The sequence below is a fragment of the Pseudomonas sp. TWI923 genome (genome assembly GCF_039673365.1).
Classification (GTDB): domain Bacteria; phylum Pseudomonadota; class Gammaproteobacteria; order Pseudomonadales; family Pseudomonadaceae; genus Aquipseudomonas; species Aquipseudomonas sichuanensis.
Genome location: NZ_JBDJLM010000036.1, coordinates 1 through 15,679 on the forward strand (window position 1 = coordinate 1; position 15,679 = coordinate 15,679).

General features: G+C 64.2%; 16 protein-coding genes. 12 read left to right on the top strand and 4 right to left on the bottom strand.

Annotated elements, in window-relative coordinates; translation table 11 throughout:
• The first annotated feature begins 498 nt into the window (after nt 1-498).
• Both rhtA and ABE459_RS15165 read left to right on the top strand, forming a co-directional pair.
• Nucleotides 499-1,386 (top strand): threonine/homoserine exporter RhtA, encoded by an 888-nt coding sequence (gene rhtA / locus ABE459_RS15160; protein ID WP_125464810.1) that lies wholly within the window; start codon nt 499-501, stop codon nt 1,384-1,386.
• A gap of 187 nt (nt 1,387-1,573) precedes the next feature.
• Nucleotides 1,574-1,855: a hypothetical protein gene (locus ABE459_RS15165; RefSeq protein WP_125464811.1), complete on the top strand. Its 282-nt coding sequence runs from the start codon at nt 1,574-1,576 to the stop codon at nt 1,853-1,855.
• A 41-nt stretch (nt 1,856-1,896) separates the two neighbouring features.
• On the opposite strand, the gene ABE459_RS15170 is transcribed toward ABE459_RS15165, so the two are convergent.
• Nucleotides 1,897-3,699 carry an aminopeptidase P family protein gene (locus tag ABE459_RS15170; protein WP_323831959.1) on the bottom strand — a complete coding sequence of 601 codons (1,803 nt, stop codon included), beginning with the start codon at nt 3,697-3,699 and terminating at the stop codon, nt 1,897-1,899.
• A gap of 195 nt (nt 3,700-3,894) precedes the next feature.
• Here ABE459_RS15170 and ABE459_RS15175 point away from each other — a divergent pair, with 195 nt between their 5' ends.
• Both ABE459_RS15175 and ABE459_RS15180 read left to right on the top strand, forming a co-directional pair.
• Entirely contained in the window at nt 3,895-5,007 is a 1,113-nt protein-coding gene (locus tag ABE459_RS15175) for a DUF3182 family protein (protein WP_323831957.1), read from the top strand.
• On the top strand, nt 4,991-5,761 hold the full coding sequence (locus tag ABE459_RS15180; protein ID WP_125464814.1) for an alpha/beta fold hydrolase: 771 nt from the start codon (nt 4,991-4,993) through the stop codon (nt 5,759-5,761). The genes ABE459_RS15175 and ABE459_RS15180 overlap by 17 nt, the downstream gene beginning before the upstream one ends.
• Here the strand turns inward: ABE459_RS15180 and ABE459_RS15185 are convergent.
• Both ABE459_RS15185 and ABE459_RS15190 read right to left on the bottom strand, forming a co-directional pair.
• The gene (locus ABE459_RS15185; RefSeq protein WP_323831955.1) at nt 5,740-6,120 is read right to left on the bottom strand and encodes an antibiotic biosynthesis monooxygenase; all 381 of its coding nucleotides are present in this window, start codon (nt 6,118-6,120) and stop codon (nt 5,740-5,742) included. The genes ABE459_RS15180 and ABE459_RS15185 overlap by 22 nt on opposite strands.
• A 144-nt stretch (nt 6,121-6,264) precedes the next feature.
• Entirely contained in the window at nt 6,265-7,242 is a 978-nt protein-coding gene (locus ABE459_RS15190; RefSeq protein ID WP_323831953.1) for a helix-turn-helix domain-containing protein, read from the bottom strand.
• 82 nt (nt 7,243-7,324) lie between these two features.
• Here ABE459_RS15190 and ABE459_RS15195 point away from each other — a divergent pair, with 82 nt between their 5' ends.
• A complete protein-coding gene (locus ABE459_RS15195) occupies nt 7,325-7,873 on the top strand; it encodes a cysteine hydrolase family protein (RefSeq protein WP_323831951.1) in 549 nt (182 codons plus the stop codon).
• Between the two features lie 4 nt (nt 7,874-7,877).
• Here the strand turns inward: ABE459_RS15195 and ABE459_RS15200 are convergent, their stop codons facing one another.
• A complete protein-coding gene (locus ABE459_RS15200) occupies nt 7,878-8,441 on the bottom strand; it encodes an XRE family transcriptional regulator (protein ID WP_125464818.1) in 564 nt (187 codons plus the stop codon).
• Between the two features lie 84 nt (nt 8,442-8,525).
• Between ABE459_RS15200 and ABE459_RS15205 the strand changes: the two genes are divergently transcribed.
• The 7 genes from ABE459_RS15205 (at nt 8,526) to ABE459_RS15235 (ending at nt 15,677) form a co-directional block, all read left to right on the top strand.
• Nucleotides 8,526-9,470: a DMT family transporter gene (locus ABE459_RS15205; protein ID WP_323831949.1), complete on the top strand. Its 945-nt coding sequence runs from the start codon at nt 8,526-8,528 to the stop codon at nt 9,468-9,470.
• A gap of 149 nt (nt 9,471-9,619) precedes the next feature.
• Nucleotides 9,620-12,535, top strand: coding sequence for a monovalent cation/H+ antiporter subunit A (locus ABE459_RS15210; protein WP_323831947.1), 2,916 nt, complete (start codon nt 9,620-9,622; stop codon nt 12,533-12,535).
• Nucleotides 12,535-12,879, top strand: a complete 345-nt coding sequence (locus ABE459_RS15215; RefSeq protein WP_003250128.1) for a Na+/H+ antiporter subunit C — start codon at nt 12,535-12,537, stop codon at nt 12,877-12,879. Before ABE459_RS15210 ends, ABE459_RS15215 begins: the two co-directional genes overlap by 1 nt.
• Nucleotides 12,876-14,555 carry a monovalent cation/H+ antiporter subunit D gene (locus tag ABE459_RS15220; RefSeq protein ID WP_323831928.1) on the top strand — a complete coding sequence of 560 codons (1,680 nt, stop codon included), beginning with the start codon at nt 12,876-12,878 and terminating at the stop codon, nt 14,553-14,555. The genes ABE459_RS15215 and ABE459_RS15220 overlap by 4 nt, the downstream gene beginning before the upstream one ends.
• Nucleotides 14,552-15,040 carry a Na+/H+ antiporter subunit E gene (locus ABE459_RS15225; protein WP_125464822.1) on the top strand — a complete coding sequence of 163 codons (489 nt, stop codon included), beginning with the start codon at nt 14,552-14,554 and terminating at the stop codon, nt 15,038-15,040. The genes ABE459_RS15220 and ABE459_RS15225 overlap by 4 nt, the downstream gene beginning before the upstream one ends.
• Nucleotides 15,037-15,315 (top strand): K+/H+ antiporter subunit F, encoded by a 279-nt coding sequence (locus ABE459_RS15230; protein ID WP_110994579.1) that lies wholly within the window; start codon nt 15,037-15,039, stop codon nt 15,313-15,315. Before ABE459_RS15225 ends, ABE459_RS15230 begins: the two co-directional genes overlap by 4 nt.
• Nucleotides 15,312-15,677 carry a Na+/H+ antiporter subunit G gene (locus ABE459_RS15235; protein ID WP_125464823.1) on the top strand — a complete coding sequence of 122 codons (366 nt, stop codon included), beginning with the start codon at nt 15,312-15,314 and terminating at the stop codon, nt 15,675-15,677. Before ABE459_RS15230 ends, ABE459_RS15235 begins: the two co-directional genes overlap by 4 nt.
• Nucleotides 15,678-15,679 lie beyond the last annotated feature (2 nt).

Consider the following 15,679-nt stretch of genomic DNA (forward strand, 5'->3'; position numbering starts at 1 on the left):
GAATTGCTTGATTCAATTTGTTAAAGAGCGTTTGGTTAAGAGCTTTTCGTCTCAACCGAGGCGCGCATTCTACGCTTTCCTCATTTGCTGTCAAGCGTTTATTTTGAAGTTCTTTCCGAGAAACTCGTTTAGCTTCAACCGCTTAACTCGCTGCGATCTCTCGTAGCGGGAGGCGAATCATACAGCGTTACAACCTGCTGTCAACCACCTTTTTTCACCGCTGCCGATCGTGAGACCGAAACGCTTCCGTAGCTTTCGATTCGCTTAACTCATTGAATTTCAAGGAGTTTTTCGTTCCGTTGTCGCTGGAAGTGGGGCGCATTATAAGAGGATCTGAAACCCCGTCAACCTTTAATTTCATGAAACTGAAATAAAGAGGTAACACCAAGCCCGCAACGCCCCTGCTCGCACAAGAGATAACCTTCCCTTGCACATCCCACCGCAAAATGCGCACTATATTGCTCACCCCGCCGTACAACCATGGACCCTCCCCCTACAATGAACACCCCCCAACGCAGCCTGGCCGCCACCCTGTTCCCCATCGGCCTGCTGCTGATCGCCATGGCTTCCATCCAATCCGGCGCCTCGCTGGCCAAAAGCATGTTCCCTGTCGTAGGCGCACAAGGTACCACCACCCTGCGCCTGATCTTCGCCAGCATCATCATGCTATTGCTGCTGCGCCCCTGGCGAGCACGATTGGACGCCAGCACTCTGCGCAGCGTGATCATCTATGGCATGGCCTTGGGCGGAATGAATTTCCTCTTCTATATGTCACTGCGCAGCGTGCCCTTGGGGATCGCCGTGGCGCTCGAATTCACCGGCCCACTGGCCGTAGCACTATGGGCCTCGCGCCGGGCGCTGGACTTTGTCTGGATTGGCCTGGCGGTAGTTGGCCTGCTGTTGCTGATCCCCGTCGGCCAGTCCGGCGCCAGCATCGACCTGTTGGGTGCCGGCTATGCACTGGGGGCAGGCGTATGTTGGGCGCTCTACATTCTATATGGCCAGCGCGCGGGCGCCGAAAATGGCATCCAGACTGCCGCACTGGGGGTGGTCATCGCCGCGCTGTTCGTTGCCCCCATCGGCATCGTCCATGCCGGCAGCGCACTGCTCACACCGGCTTTGCTACCTGTGGCACTGGGCGTCGCGATTTTGTCGACAGCGCTCCCCTATAGCCTGGAAATGGTCGCTCTGACCCGCATGCCCGCACGTACATTCGGCACCTTGATGAGCATTGAACCGGCATTCGGTGCCCTGTCAGGCTTGCTGTTCCTGGGCGAGAAACTCACCACCTGGCAATGGCTGGCGATCCTCGCCATCATCACCGCATCGGTCGGTGCAACACTGTCGATGAGACGAGAAACAGCACCCGCCGTGGCCGCCGACTGATTTGAGAAATATTTGCATTTAAAACATGCCTGGCCTTGTACCGCTCTCGTCGGCTGATTAAGCTGTCACAAAATCATAATCAAGACGCTATCTACTTGGCTGCAAAAGGACGCAGGGGAATCTCAGGGAAGACTCGAAGCGCTGACGACAGGCCCAGGTATGTAACCGGGCCCGCATAAGGACAGGAATGAAACGTATTTTTCTCATCCTGGCCATCTTGGCCATTGCTGGATGTGCCGCGACTGCCAAGACCGAGGTGAAGCGGGGGAAAAAGGGCATGCACATCAACTGCTCGGGGCTCTCTTCGTCGTGGGACAAGTGCTACAGCAAAGCCGCTAGCGCCTGTAGCAGCAAAGGCTACAAAGTCATCGCCCGCTCTGGCGACAGCGATGAAGAGCCCGGCGACTATATCTTCGGCATCAACCCCGCCGGCTATACCAGCCGCAGCATGATCGTGATCTGCAAGTAGATATGAAAAGGGCAGCCTCCGGGCTGCCCTTTTCGTTGCTGTCAGATCGGTGAGGTGCGCTGCTTCAGCCACTCCAGCGCATCACCCTGGAGCAGCGGCGATAGCCGCTCCCGCACGGTCTCGTGATAGCGATCGAGCCAGGCGATATCCTCGCTGCTCAGCCCTTCGCGCAACAGGCAGCGAGTATCGATCGGGCACAAGGTCAAGGTTTCGAATTCGAGGAAATCACCGAACGCACTGCTGCCTGCCTCGCGATTGACCACCAGGTTCTCGATCCGCACCCCCCACTGTCCCGGTCGATAAGTGCCAGGCTCGATCGAGCTGATCATCCCCGGCTGCATCGCCGTCTGTGGCATGGCCGCCGCCTGGTAGGCAATCACCTGCGGCCCTTCGTGCACATTCATGAAGTAGCCCACACCATGGCCGGTGCCATGCCCATAATCGACTTGGTCGGCCCAGATCGGCGCCCGCGCGATGGCGTCGAGCAAAGGTGAAAGAATGCCGCGCGGGAACTTCGCCCGCGACAGCGCGATCATGCCCTTGAGCACCCGCGTGCAATCGGCCTTCTGTTCATGGTTGGGCTCACCGATGGGCACCATCCGCGTGATGTCTGTGGTGCCACCCAGGTACTGGCCACCGGAATCGATCAACAGCAGGCCATTCCCCTCAACAATCGCATGCGATTGATGAGTGGCATGGTAATGGGGCATTGCACCGTTGGCGTTGTAGGCCGCAATGGTCGAGAAGCTCAACGATACGAAGCCAGGCCGCCGGGCACGCGCCTCGCTCAGTTTCTCGTCGATGGTCAGCTCGGTAATCTCCTGCTGCCCCTGATGGGCTTCGAACCAGGCAAAGAATTCGCACAGCGCCGCGCCGTCCTGCTCCATGGCCTTGCGAATGTGAACAAGATCCCCCTCCCCCTTGCGCGACTTGCTCAAGGTCGTGGGATTGATGGCTTCAATCAGCCTCACCTCGTTCGCAAGATGGTCCAGCAAACCACAGGTGACACGCGCCGGGTCCACCATCAAACTGCTTTCAGCGGGGATTGCCGCCAGCGCGCTGCGCACCTCGGTGTAGTCGCACACTTCGATGTGGTCGGCCTTCAGTACCTGGCTCAGATGCTCATCGACCTTGTCCTTGCCTACGAACAGGTAGGCATTGTCCTGACCGATCAATGCAAATGAGACAAACACCGGATTGTAGGAAACATCGCTGCCACGCAGGTTGAACAGCCAGGCAATGTCATCGAGCGTGGCAATAAAATGCCAATCAGCGCCCTTGTCCTGCAGCGTGCGACGCAGCTCGGCAAGCTTTTGCGCACGATTGACCGTGGCGTGCGGCGCCAAGTGCTGGTACACCGGATTACCCGGCAAGGGCGGCCGGTCAGTCCAGACCAGCTCAAACAAATCAAGATCGGTTCGCAGGCTCACACCTCGGGCCTGCAAGCGCTCGTTCAGTTGACGCGCCGAAGCCAAAGCCATCACCGCGCCGTCCACGGCAACCGTGCCCTGAACATGCTCGCCCAACCACTCAAGCGCCCCCGGCTGCCCGGGCCGCAGCTTCATCAGTTCGATACCGCTACCCGCCAGCTCTTTATCCGCCTGCTCCCAATAACGGCTGTCAGCCCACACCCCGGCGAAGTCCGCAGTCACCACCAGCGTGCCCACCGAACCGTAGAAACCGGACAACCATTGCCGCCCCTGCCAATGGCCCGGCAGGTATTCGGACAAATGCGGGTCGGCGGAAGGTACCAAAAGGGCATCGACCCCCTCGCGGGCCATGACCTGACGCACTCGGGCCAGACGCGCCGGTACGGATTCCTGAAGGGGGGACTGACTGTTCATGCGCACTCCTGCGGACACATCTCGACTGATCCAGGCCATCGATAATGGAACAGGCGGCCACCGCCCGCAATCTTCAAGACCGGAACAGGGCCAGGATTGCCCCATGCGCCGTGCAAACCGCCGATCAATCCCGCTGAACTTTACCCCGCAGATGCCTTCACAGCCCATACACACTTCAGTGCACGCGAGGCCCCCATGCCCCACTCCCGCGAGCCGAAAACCGCTGTCGCACTGCTCGACACCCGCGAGCACACTTCGGACCACGAACACGCCGTCCAGCTCAAGCTGGCCGACTGCCTTGCACAGTTGCTGAACCTGCCGCGAGCCCAACTCGACCAGCCACCAACCGAGCATGCCCACTACTATTACCTGGCCACCGACACCCTGATCGACCCGGCACGCTACGCACCACTGGGCATCCACAGCGAACGCGACTTGTTCGGCGGTTTGGTCAGCCACCCCTACATGGCCACCAAGGCCATCTCCCATCCCCTGCCCGCCGGGGCAAGCTTCCCGCCGGGCTGGACCAATGCGTTCGCCCAGGATGCCAGCAACGCCTTGCTGCGGGGCTACACAGTCTTCAGCAAGAACGACGCGCGCCGTGCCGCCGACTTGCTACTTGCCGAAGGCCGAATTCGCATCAAGCCAGTGCTGGCCTGCGCCGGTCGTGGCCAACAGGTCATCACCCGGCTTGAAGCATTGGAAACACTGCTGCAGCCGATGGACGAGCAACAGCTCGCCGTATGGGGCCTGGTGCTGGAAGAAGACCTGAGCGACGTCGAGACCTTCAGCGTCGGCCAGGTTCGTGTGGCCGGGCTCACCCTGAGCTACCACGGCACACAGCAGCTCACCCACGACCACGCCGGCACCGAGGTGTACGGTGGCTCCGACCTGCACGTAGTGCGCGGCGACTACCAGCAACTGCTGCAGTTGCCGCTGGAAGACCATCTGCGGCTGGCCATCAACCAGGCCATGGCCTACGAGCAGGCTGCCGAACGCCACTTCCCTGGCTTCATCGCCTCGCGACGCAACTACGACATCGCCCGCGGCACCGACCCGCACGGCCACCTGCGCAGCGGCGTGCTGGAGCAATCGTGGCGCCCAGGCGGGGCCAGCAGCGCGGAGATTCTCGCGTTGCAGGCCTTCGCCGACGACCCGGCCCTGCAACAAGTGCGCGCATCAACCCACGAAGTGTTCGGCGAAGCCCAACTTCCGGCCGACGCCACGCTCTTCTATCAGGGGCATGACAGTGAACTGGGACAACTCAGCAAATATGCACGGATCCGCGACCATGACCATCGAAAGTGAAACCATCGAACTGGCCGTCGAAGGTGAATGCATCGCCGGCACCTTGGTCAGCCCCGGCAGCAAGATGCCGGGCATCCTCTTCGTCCACGGCTGGGGTGGCAGCCAGCAGCGCGACCTGGCGCGGGCCCGACAGATTACCGGGCTGGGTTGCGTGTGCATGACCTTCGACCTGCGCGGCCACGAGAAGACGCAAAGCCAGCGCCTGACCGTCACCCGCGAGCAGAACCTCGCCGACCTGCTGGCCGCCTACGACCGCCTCGCCAACCACCCCGCCGTCGACCCCGCCGCCATGGCCGTCATCGGCAGCAGTTATGGCGGCTACCTGGCTACCCTGCTCACCCGCCACCGAGCGGTGAAATGGTTGGCGCTGAGGGTGCCGGCACTGTACTGGGACGATGAATGGAACAGCCCCAAGCAGGCACTGGACCGTCAACGCCTCAACGCCTATCGCCTGCGCGCCTTGAGCCCGGCCGACAACAGCGCCCTTGCCGCCTGCGCGGAATTCGCCGGCGATGTGCTGCTGGTGGAGTCCGAACAGGACGACTATGTACCGCACAGCACCCTGATGAGCTACCGCTCGGCGTTCGTCAGCGCACATTCGCTGACTCACCGCACCGTCGATGGCGCCGATCACGCGCTATCGAGCGAAGAGAGCCAGAAAGCCTACAGCGCGATGCTGAGCGCATGGGTCAGCGAGATGGTCATCGGCGCGCGCCTGGACCGCTACCCACATTACGCGCCCTGGTACGCCTGAGCCTCGCCGACCTGGCAGTGAAGGCCGCCATCCGCACCGCGCACCAGGCTGCGCAAGGTCTGGTAGGCCGCGAAGTTAACGCTGCGGGCCTGGTGCTGACGCAACAGCTCGAGGAACGGCTCCTCGACGAAGCTGCTAGCGGCGGCCGCCCATGCAACCCGCGACTGCCATTGCAGGTATTGGAGCACCCGACAGCCGTCATCACTGGCCTGGATGCTGACGCCCTGCAAACCGTCACAGCGTTGCGCCAATTGCTCGCTGCGCACAACCAGGGCCTGGGCCAGCGGCTGCTGATGCCCGGGCGGGACGTCGTATTCGATCATCTGGGTGAACCACAGGGAATGGGCATTTAGCACCATGGACTGTCTCCTTGCTTGGGCCACTAGCAGCCTATTGGCGCGCAGGTTAAAACCTCCAGTTAACTCAAGGTCAAGGACTTTCTCGTTTAAGGCGCCCTCCCCGGAACGGCGTGCCACCGCGCAACAAGCAGGGTCGGCTGATCCTCACTCACTGCCAACCGAAAACCGCCGCCGGTAATCACTGGGGGTCATACCGGTGAGGCGCTGGAACACCTTGCGAAAGGCGCCGGGGTCCTGATAGCCGACGCCCCAGGCGATCTGGTCGACACTGCGCCGGGTGAACTCCAGCAGCCGACAGGCGCGGCCAACCCGCACTTGCTGGGCATACTCGGTGGGCCGCAGGCCGGTGGCGGCGCGAAAGCGTCGCAGGAAAGTGCGCGGTTCAAGCCCGGCACAGCGGGCCATGTCGGCCAGGCCGGCGACGCGAGCCTGCTCGCCCTGCAACCAATGCTGCACCCGCAGCACCGCCTCGTCGCCATGTTCCAGCCGCGGGGTGAACAGCGCCCCCGGCACAGGCGCCGGTGCCGGCTCCACCGCCAGGTAGCGTGCGGTCTCACGGGCCAGGGTGTGGCCAAGGAAGCGCTCGATCAGGTGCAGCCCCAGGTCGGTCCAGGCCATCAGACCAGCGGACGTGACGATATCGCCATCGTCCAGCAGTGGCTGGCTGGTCGCCACACGCACTTTGGGGAAGCGCTCGCTCAGGGCCTGGGCGTAGTTCCAGTGGGTGCAGGCCGAACGCCCGTCGAGCAGGCCGCTGCCCGCTATCAGGAACACCCCGATGCACACCGAGGCCAGCACCGTCCCCTGGCCATGCAAGTCGCAGAGTGCGGGGCGATGAGCGGCCAGCAGTTCGCCGGAAGGCGTCGCAGCAAGGCTGGGGGGAATCAACATAGCCCGTGGTGCATGCCCGGCCTGCGGCAGGCTGTCGTGAATGACCTGCAGTTGCCCAGCGGCATCGAGCTGCCAGTGGCTGACACGCAGCAGCGGCAACTGGTGTTCACCCAGTTCGGCCGCCACCCGGTTGGCCACCGTGAACAGGTCGGTCAAACCATGCACCGCCGCACTCTGGGCACCTGGGTACAGCAGCACGCCAATTTCCAGGCTGTCAGTTTTTGCCGTCATTGTGTCGCTCGCGCCAATCCTCGATCCGATCGTTCAAGCCTATAACTATCAGCAGTTCATCACTACTGCCGAAGGAGGCACCATGAGCAAGCAGGCACTGATCATCATCGACATCCAGAACGACTACTTCCCGGGTGGTAAATGGACCCTCGACGGCGCCGAGGCTGCCGCCGACAACGCCGCCCGGCTGCTTGACGCTGCGCGTAAACGGGGCGACCTGGTGGTTCACGTGCGTCACGAGTTCGACAGCAGCGACGCCCCCTTCTTCACCCCAGGCTCGGCCGGCGCACGGATTCATCACAAGGTCGAACCTGCCAACAACGAGGCCGTGGTGCTCAAGCACAAGGTCAACAGCTTCCGCGACACCAACCTGAAGGCGCTGCTCGACCAACACGATGTCAAGGCGCTGACCATCGCCGGCAGCATGAGCCATATGTGTGTCGATGCCGCCACCCGGGCGGCCGCAGACTACGGCTATGACGTCACCGTGGCCCATGACGCCTGCGCCACCCTGCCACTGGCCTTCGACGGCAAGCAGGTGCCAGCCGCCGAGGTGCACGCCTCGGCGATGGCCGCACTGGCCTTCGCCTACGCCAAGGTGGTCAGCACCGACGAACTGCTCAAGGGTTGACCGCTCAGATCACCACATTGCGCACGAAGCGCACGGCCAGTTGGCCATCGTTGCGATAGGCATAGCGGCAGTTGCTGGGGAACACATGGAACTGGCCGGTCATCAGGTGGTGCTCGACGCCTTCAATGACCAGCGTCAGCTGCCCTTCGGCGACGTAGATCTGTTCGCTCCAACCCGCCGCGTCGGCCTCGCTGGTGTAGCACTCGCCGGGCGCCAGGGTCCACTCCCACAGCTCTGCCTCGCGCCGGGCCGGGCTGCTGCCCAGCAGCACCGCCCGGCTACCGGGGTGTTCACCGGCCCAGGCCAACTCGTCGATGCGGCTCGGGTCGCGTTGGTCGGGCGCCTGGATCAGCGTGCTGAAAGCCACACCCAACGCCTCGGCAATCAGGTCGAGGGTGGTCAGGCTGACATTCTTCTCGCCGGCCTCGATGGCCACCAGCATTCGCCGGCTGACCCCGGAACGCTCGGCCAGGGCCGCCTGGCTGAGGCCGGCGTCGCCCCGCAGGCGGCGAACATTCTGGCTGACATGCTGCAACACCGAGGCACGGTGTTCGGTTTCTTTGTGCACTATATTGCTCACTAACAGGGGTTGCGCAGTATACTGCCCACTTTGCGGCGGATTGTGCGCCGCCCCTGCCGAGCACGCAAGCCCATGAACCAAGCCACCTACAGCAAGCCCGCCGCCTCCTTCCGCCTGAGCAAGGCCGAGTTGGTGCTGGTATTCATCACCATGCTCTGGGGTGGCACCTTCCTGATCGTGCATACGGTCATGAGCGTCAGCGGGCCGATGTTCTTCGTCGGCCTGCGCTTCGCCGCCGCCGCGTTGTTCGTCGGCCTGGTGTCGGCGCGTTCGCTGCCTGGGCTGACCTTCACCGAACTCAAGGCCGGCATGCTCATCGGCGTGTCGATCATGCTCGGCTACGGCTTGCAGACCATGGGCCTGCAGACCATCAGCAGCAGCCAGTCGGCGTTCATCACCGCGCTGTACGTGCCCTTCGTGCCACTGCTGCAATGGCTGGTGCTGGGGCGCCGCCCAGGGCTGATGCCGAGCCTGGGCATCTGCCTGGCCTTCGCCGGCCTGATGCTGCTGGCCGGCCCCGAAGGCGGCAGCTTGCACTTCAGCGAAGGCGAGCTGGTGACGCTGGTCAGCGCCGTGGCGATTGCCGGCGAGATCATCCTGATCAGCCGTTATGCCGGCAAGGTCGATGTGCGCCGGGTCACCGTGGTGCAACTGGCGACTGCCTCGGCGCTGGCATTCCTGATGATCGTGCCGACCCAGGAGCCGCTCCCCGACTTCTCCTGGTTGCTGCTGGTCAGCGCCGTAGGCCTGGGTGCCATGAGCGCGGTGATCCAGGTGGCGATGAACTGGGCGCAGCAGTCGGTTTCGCCCACCCGCGCCACCTTGATCTATGCCGGCGAGCCGGTGTGGGCCGGCGTTGTCGGGCGCATTGCCGGCGAGCGCCTGCCGGGGGTAGCGCTGATCGGCGGGCTGCTGATCGTGCTGGCGGTGGTGGTAAGCGAGCTGAAGATCCGGCGCAGCGACGAGGCCACCGCATTGCAGGACGATGACGAGCGTCAACGTGAAGCCGGGCTGTGATGCGGCCAACACCCGCTATGCTTTGTAAAGAACTGTTATAAAAAAACAGCTTGTCACAGCACATTTGTAGGATCCTGCAACCGCTTGCGTGTTGGTGATACACACCCCGGCACGTATGATCCTTGGCAAACTTCTCAGAACAGAACGCTATGTCATTGATTGTGCTATTGCTTCTGCCCTTCGTTGGCAGTTGCCTGGCGGCTGTCCTGCCGCACAACGCACGCAACGCAGAGTCCATTCTCGCCGGGCTCGTCGCCCTGGTCGGCACCGTCCAGGTGGCGTTGCTGTACCCCCAGATCGCCGACGGCGGCGTCATTCGCGAGGATCTGCTGTGGCTGCCCAGCCTGGGCATGAACCTGGTGCTGCGCATGGACGGCTTCGCCTGGCTGTTCAGCTTGCTGGTGCTGGGCATCGGCACCCTGGTGTCGCTCTACGCGCGCTACTACATGTCGCCCCAGGACCCGGTGCCGCGCTTCTTCGCCTTCTTCCTGGCGTTCATGGGCGCCATGCTCGGCCTGGTGATTTCCGGCAACCTGATCCAGCTGGTGTTCTTCTGGGAACTCACCAGCCTGTTCTCCTTCCTGCTGATCGGCTACTGGCACCACCGCGCCGACGCCCGCCGCGGCGCCTACATGGCGCTGATGGTCACCGGTGCCGGCGGCTTGTGCCTGCTGGTCGGGGCCCTGCTGCTCGGCCATGTGGTCGGCAGCTACGACCTGGACAAGGTCCTGGCTGCCGGCGACACCATCCGCCAGCATGCGCTGTACCCGGTGCTGCTGCCCCTGATCCTGATCGGCGCCCTGAGCAAGAGCGCGCAATTTCCCTTCCAGTTCTGGCTGCCCCACGCCATGGCGGCGCCCACCCCGGTCTCGGCTTACCTGCACTCGGCGACCATGGTCAAGGCCGGGGTGTTTCTGTTGGCCCGGCTATGGCCGGTGCTGTCGGGCAGCGAAGAATGGTTCTGGATCGTCGGCGGTGCCGGCGCCGCCACCCTGTTGCTCGGCGCCTTCGCCGCGATGTTCCAGAACGACCTCAAGGGCCTGCTGGCCTACTCGACCATCAGCCACCTGGGCCTGATCACCCTGCTGCTGGGCCTGAACAGCCCGCTGGCCGCAGTGGCCGCGGTGTTCCACATTCTCAACCACGCCACCTTCAAAGCCTCGCTGTTCATGGCCGCCGGGATCATCGACCACGAAAGCGGCACCCGTGACATCCGCCGCTTGAGCGGCCTGTTCCGCATGGTGCCGTTCACCGCCACCCTGGCGATGGTCGCCAGCGCCTCGATGGCCGGCGTGCCGTTGATGAACGGCTTCCTGTCCAAGGAAATGTTCTTCGCCGAGACCGTGTTCATCAGTTCAACCGCTTGGGTCGAGGCCGCCCTGCCGGTGATCGCCACCCTGGCCGGCACCTTCAGCGTGGCCTATGCGCTGCGCTTCACCGTCGACGTGTTCTTCGGGCCTAAGGCAGAGGACCTGCCGCACACGCCCCACGAGCCACCGCGCTGGATGCGCGCACCGGTCGAGCTGCTGGTGCTCACCTGCCTGGTGGTCGGCATCTTCCCGGCGCAATCGGTCGGCCCGCTGCTGGCCGCCGCCGCCCTGCCAGTGGTCGGTGGCACCCTGCCGGAGTACAGCCTGGCCGTCTGGCACGGCTGGAACGCACCGCTGATGATGAGCCTGATCGCCATGTGCGGCGGCATCCTCCTCTACCTGCTGCTGCGCAAGCAATTACAACGTGGCCGCTTCGCCAAGCCACCGCTGATCGGCCGTTTCAACGGCAAGCGCCTGTTCGAGCAGGGCCTGGTGCACCTGATGTTGCTGGCCCGGCACATCGAGCGGTTGCTGACCACCCGCCGCCTGCAGACCCAACTGTTCATGCTGGTGCTGGCGGCCTTCATCGCTGGCCTCATGCCCTTGCTGTACAACGGCCTGAGCTGGGGCGACCGGCCGAAAATCCCCGGTTCAGGGGTGTTCGTCGCACTGTGGCTGATCGCCATCGCCTGCGCCATCGGCGCCGCCTACCAGGCCAAGTACCACCGCCTCGCGGCGCTGATCATGGTCAGCGTCTGCGGCCTGATGACCTGCATCACTTTCGTCTGGTTCTCCGCCCCCGACCTTGCACTCACGCAATTGGCGGTCGAGGTGGTGACCACCGTCCTGCTGCTGCTCGGCCTGCGCTGGCTGCCCCGGCGTATCGAAGGCGTATCGCCACTGCCCGGCAGCCAGGACCGCGCACGCCTGCGTCGCCTGCGCGACCTGGTGCTGGCGGTGCTGGTCGGTGGCGGCATGGCGCTGTTGTCGTACGCCATGCTCACCCGCCCCACGCCCAACGACATCTCCTCGTTCTACCTCAGCCGGGCCCTGCCGCAAGGCGGTGGCACCAATGTGGTCAACGTGATGCTGGTGGACTTCCGCGGCTTCGACACCCTCGGCGAGATCACCGTGCTGGTGGCCGTGGCACTCACCGTGTTCGCCCTGCTGCGCCGCTTCCGCCCGCCCAAGGAGAGCATGCAGCTGCCTGCCCAGCAGCGCCAGCTGGCGCCGGACGTGGTCACCGACCTGGTCAACCCGCGTCACGCCACCGACACCGCGCTGGGCTTCATGATGGTGCCGGCCGCCCTGGTGCGTCTGCTGCTGCCGATCGCACTGCTGGTGTCGATGTACCTGTTCATGCGTGGCCACAACCAGCCGGGCGGCGGTTTTGTCGCCGGCCTGGTCATGTCCGTGGCGTTCATCCTGCAGTACATGGTCGCCGGCACTCAATGGGTGGAGGCGCAGATGAGCCTGCGTCCGCTGCGCTGGATGGGCACCGGCCTGCTTTGCGCCACCCTCACCGGGGCGGGCGCCATCGGCCTGGGCTACCCGTTCCTGACCACCCACACCGCCCATCTGCACCTGCCGCTGCTGGGTGACGTGCACGTGGCCAGCGCGTTGTTCTTCGACATCGGCGTATTCACCGTGGTGGTCGGCTCGACACTGCTCATCCTCACCGCGCTGGCGCACCAGTCGGTGCGTGCCTATCGCCCGGGCAATCCCGGCAAAACCAGCCAAGCAGGAGCCGCCTGATGGAAGAAGTCATTGCAGTCGCCATCGGCGTGCTGGCCGCCTCGGGGGTGTGGTTGATCCTGCGCCCGCGCACCTACCAGGTGATCATGGGCCTGTGCCTGCTGTCCTACGGGGTCAACCTGTTCATCTTCAGCATGGGCAGCCTGTTCATCGGCAAGGAGCCGATCATCAAGGACGGCGTCACCCAGGACCTGTTGCACTACACCGACCCGCTGCCCCAGGCGCTGGTGCTCACCGCCATCGTCATCAGCTTCGCCATGACCGCACTGTTCCTCGTGGTACTGCTGGCCTCGCGTGGTCTGACCGGCACCGACCATGTGGACGGTCGGGAGCGTGACGAATGAGTGGGATGAACCAATTGATCATCGCGCCGATCCTGCTGCCGCTGGTGACCGCGGCGCTGATGCTGCTGATCGGCGAGAAGCACCGCTGGCTGAAGGCGCGGCTGAACCTGCTGTCGACCTTCACAGGCCTTGCCATCGCCGTCAGCCTGCTGATGTGGGTGCGCACCCAGGGCCAGGCCGAGTCCATTGGCGTGTACCTGCCGGGCAACTGGCCGGCGCCGTTCGGCATCGCCCTGGTGGTGGACCACCTGTCGGCGCTGCTGCTGGTATTGACCGGTATCGTCGGCAGCAGCGCGCTGTTGTTCGCCCGGGCCCGCTGGGACAGCGCCGGGGCCAGCTTCCACGCCCTGTTCCAGATCCAGCTGATGGGCCTGTACGGCGCCTTCCTGACCGCCGACCTGTTCAACCTGTTCGTGTTCTTCGAGGTGCTGCTGGCGGCCTCCTACGGCCTGCTGCTGCATGGTTCGGGGCGCGCGCGAGTGCGGGCCGGGCTGCATTACATCGCCATCAACCTGTTTGCCTCGTCGCTGTTCCTGGTTGGCGCCGCCATGCTTTATGGCGTCACCGGCACCCTGAACATGGCCGACCTGGCGCTCAAGGTGCCGCTGGTGCCAGAAGCTGATCGCGGCCTGCTGCATGCGGGCGCTGCCATTCTCGCCATGGCCTTCCTGGCCAAGGCCGGGATCTGGCCGTTGAACTTCTGGCTGGTACCGGCCTACTCCTCGGCCAGCGCCCCCGTGGCGGCGCTGTTCGCGATCATGACCAAGGTCGGGCTGTATGCCGTGCTGCGCCTGTGGAGCCTGCTGTTCTCCGGGCAGGCCGGCGCCTCGGCGAACTTCGGCGGCGAGTGGCTGGTGTATGGCGGCCTGGCGACGCTGGCAGTGGCTGCAGCGTCGATCCTTGCCGCCCAGCGCCTGGAGCGGCTGGCGGCGCTGAGCATCCTGGTGTCGGCCGGCACACTGATGGCCGCCATCGGCTTCGGTCAACCGGTACTGACCGGCGCCGCGCTGTTCTACCTGGTCAGCTCCACCCTGGCCCTGTGCACGCTGTTCCTGCTGGCCGAACTGGTCGAGCGCTCGCGTTCGGCCAACGAGGCGCCGCTGGACGAAGAGGAGGATGCGATGCCTTCGCCGCTGGAGTCGCTGCACCCGCCCAAGGGCATCAACCTGGACGATGAACAGAAGGCGGTGATCGGCCAGATCATCCCCTGGACCATGGCCTTCCTTGGCCTGTGCTTCATCGCCTGCGCCCTGCTGATCATCGGCATGCCGCCGCTGTCGGGGTTCATCGGCAAACTCAACCTGATCAGCGCGCTGTTCAACCCGCAAGGGCTGGGTGTCGCACCGGGGCAGCCGTTGGGCACCGCCGGCTGGACGCTGGTCACCCTGTTGATTCTGTCCGGCATGGCTTCACTGATCGCCTTTGGCCGGGTCGGCATTCAGCGTTTCTGGAAGCCCGAGGAGCGCCAGTCACCCTTGCTGCGCCGCTATGAATGCCTGCCCATCGTCATCCTGCTGGGCCTGAGCATTTTCCTCAGCTTCAAGGCAGAACCGCTGCTGCGCTACACCCAGGACACCGCAGCCAGCCTGCAGGCCCCCGACGCCTACATCCAGGCCGTCATGGCCACCCGGCCAGTGCCTGGCCCAACCACCCTGAATGCGCAGGTGCAGCCATGAACCGACTGTTCCCTGCACCGCTGCTTTCGCTTTCGCTGTTTGTCCTGTGGCTGCTGCTGAACCTGTCGGTCAGCCCGGGCAACCTGCTGCTGGGGGCCGCGCTGGGCATCCTTGCACCGATCCTGATGGCGCCCCTGCGTCCGCAGCATGCCCACATTCGCCGGCCGTTGGTGGTCGCACGGCTGATCGGCCGGGTGGGCATCGATGTGATCGTCTCCAACCTGCTGGTGGCCCGTGGCGTGCTGCGTGCCGGCAGCACCCCGCCACGCTCGGCCTTCGTCCATATCCCGCTGGCGCTGCGCGATGCCCACGGCCTGGCGGCACTGTCGATGATCACCACGGTGGTACCGGGCACGGTCTGGTCGGAGCTGGCCCTGGACCGCAGCGTACTGTTGCTGCACGTGTTTGATCTGGACGACGAAGCGGCGTTCATCGAGCACTTCAAGCGCACCTACGAACGCCCGCTGATGGAGATTTTCGAATGAGCGGCCTGCTTGCCAACGCCGTCCTCGCCAGCCTGTTCATCTTTGCCTTGGCCATGGGCCTGGCACTGATCCGACTGTTCCGCGGCCCCTCCGCCCAGGACCGGGTGCTGGCGCTGGACTACCTGTACATCCTGGCCATGCTGATGATGCTGGTGCTGGGCATCCGCTACGCCAGCGACACCTACTTCGAAGGCGCCCTGCTGATTGCCCTGTTCGGCTTCGTCGGCTCGTTCGCCCTGGCCAAATTCCTGCTGCGAGGCGAGGTGATCGAATGAGCGAAACCCTGGTGTTGCCGTTCTGGCTGGAGCTCACCGTTTCGGCGCTGCTGCTTGTCGGCAGCCTGTTCGCCCTGATCGGCGCGATCGGCTTGGTGCGGCTGAAAGATTACTTCCAACGCATGCACCCGCCCGCGCTGGCCTCGACCATCGGTGCCTGGTGCGTGGCACTGGCGTCGATCCTGTACTTTTCAGAACTCAAGCAAAGCCCGGTGCTGCATGCCTGGCTGATCCCGATCCTGCTGTCGATCACCGTGCCGGTCACCACCCTGTTGCTGGCCCGGGCGGCGCTGTTTCGCAAGCGCACCTCGGGCGAAGATGTTCCGGAAGAGGTCAGCAGCGGGCGCGACCGGGGCAACTGAAA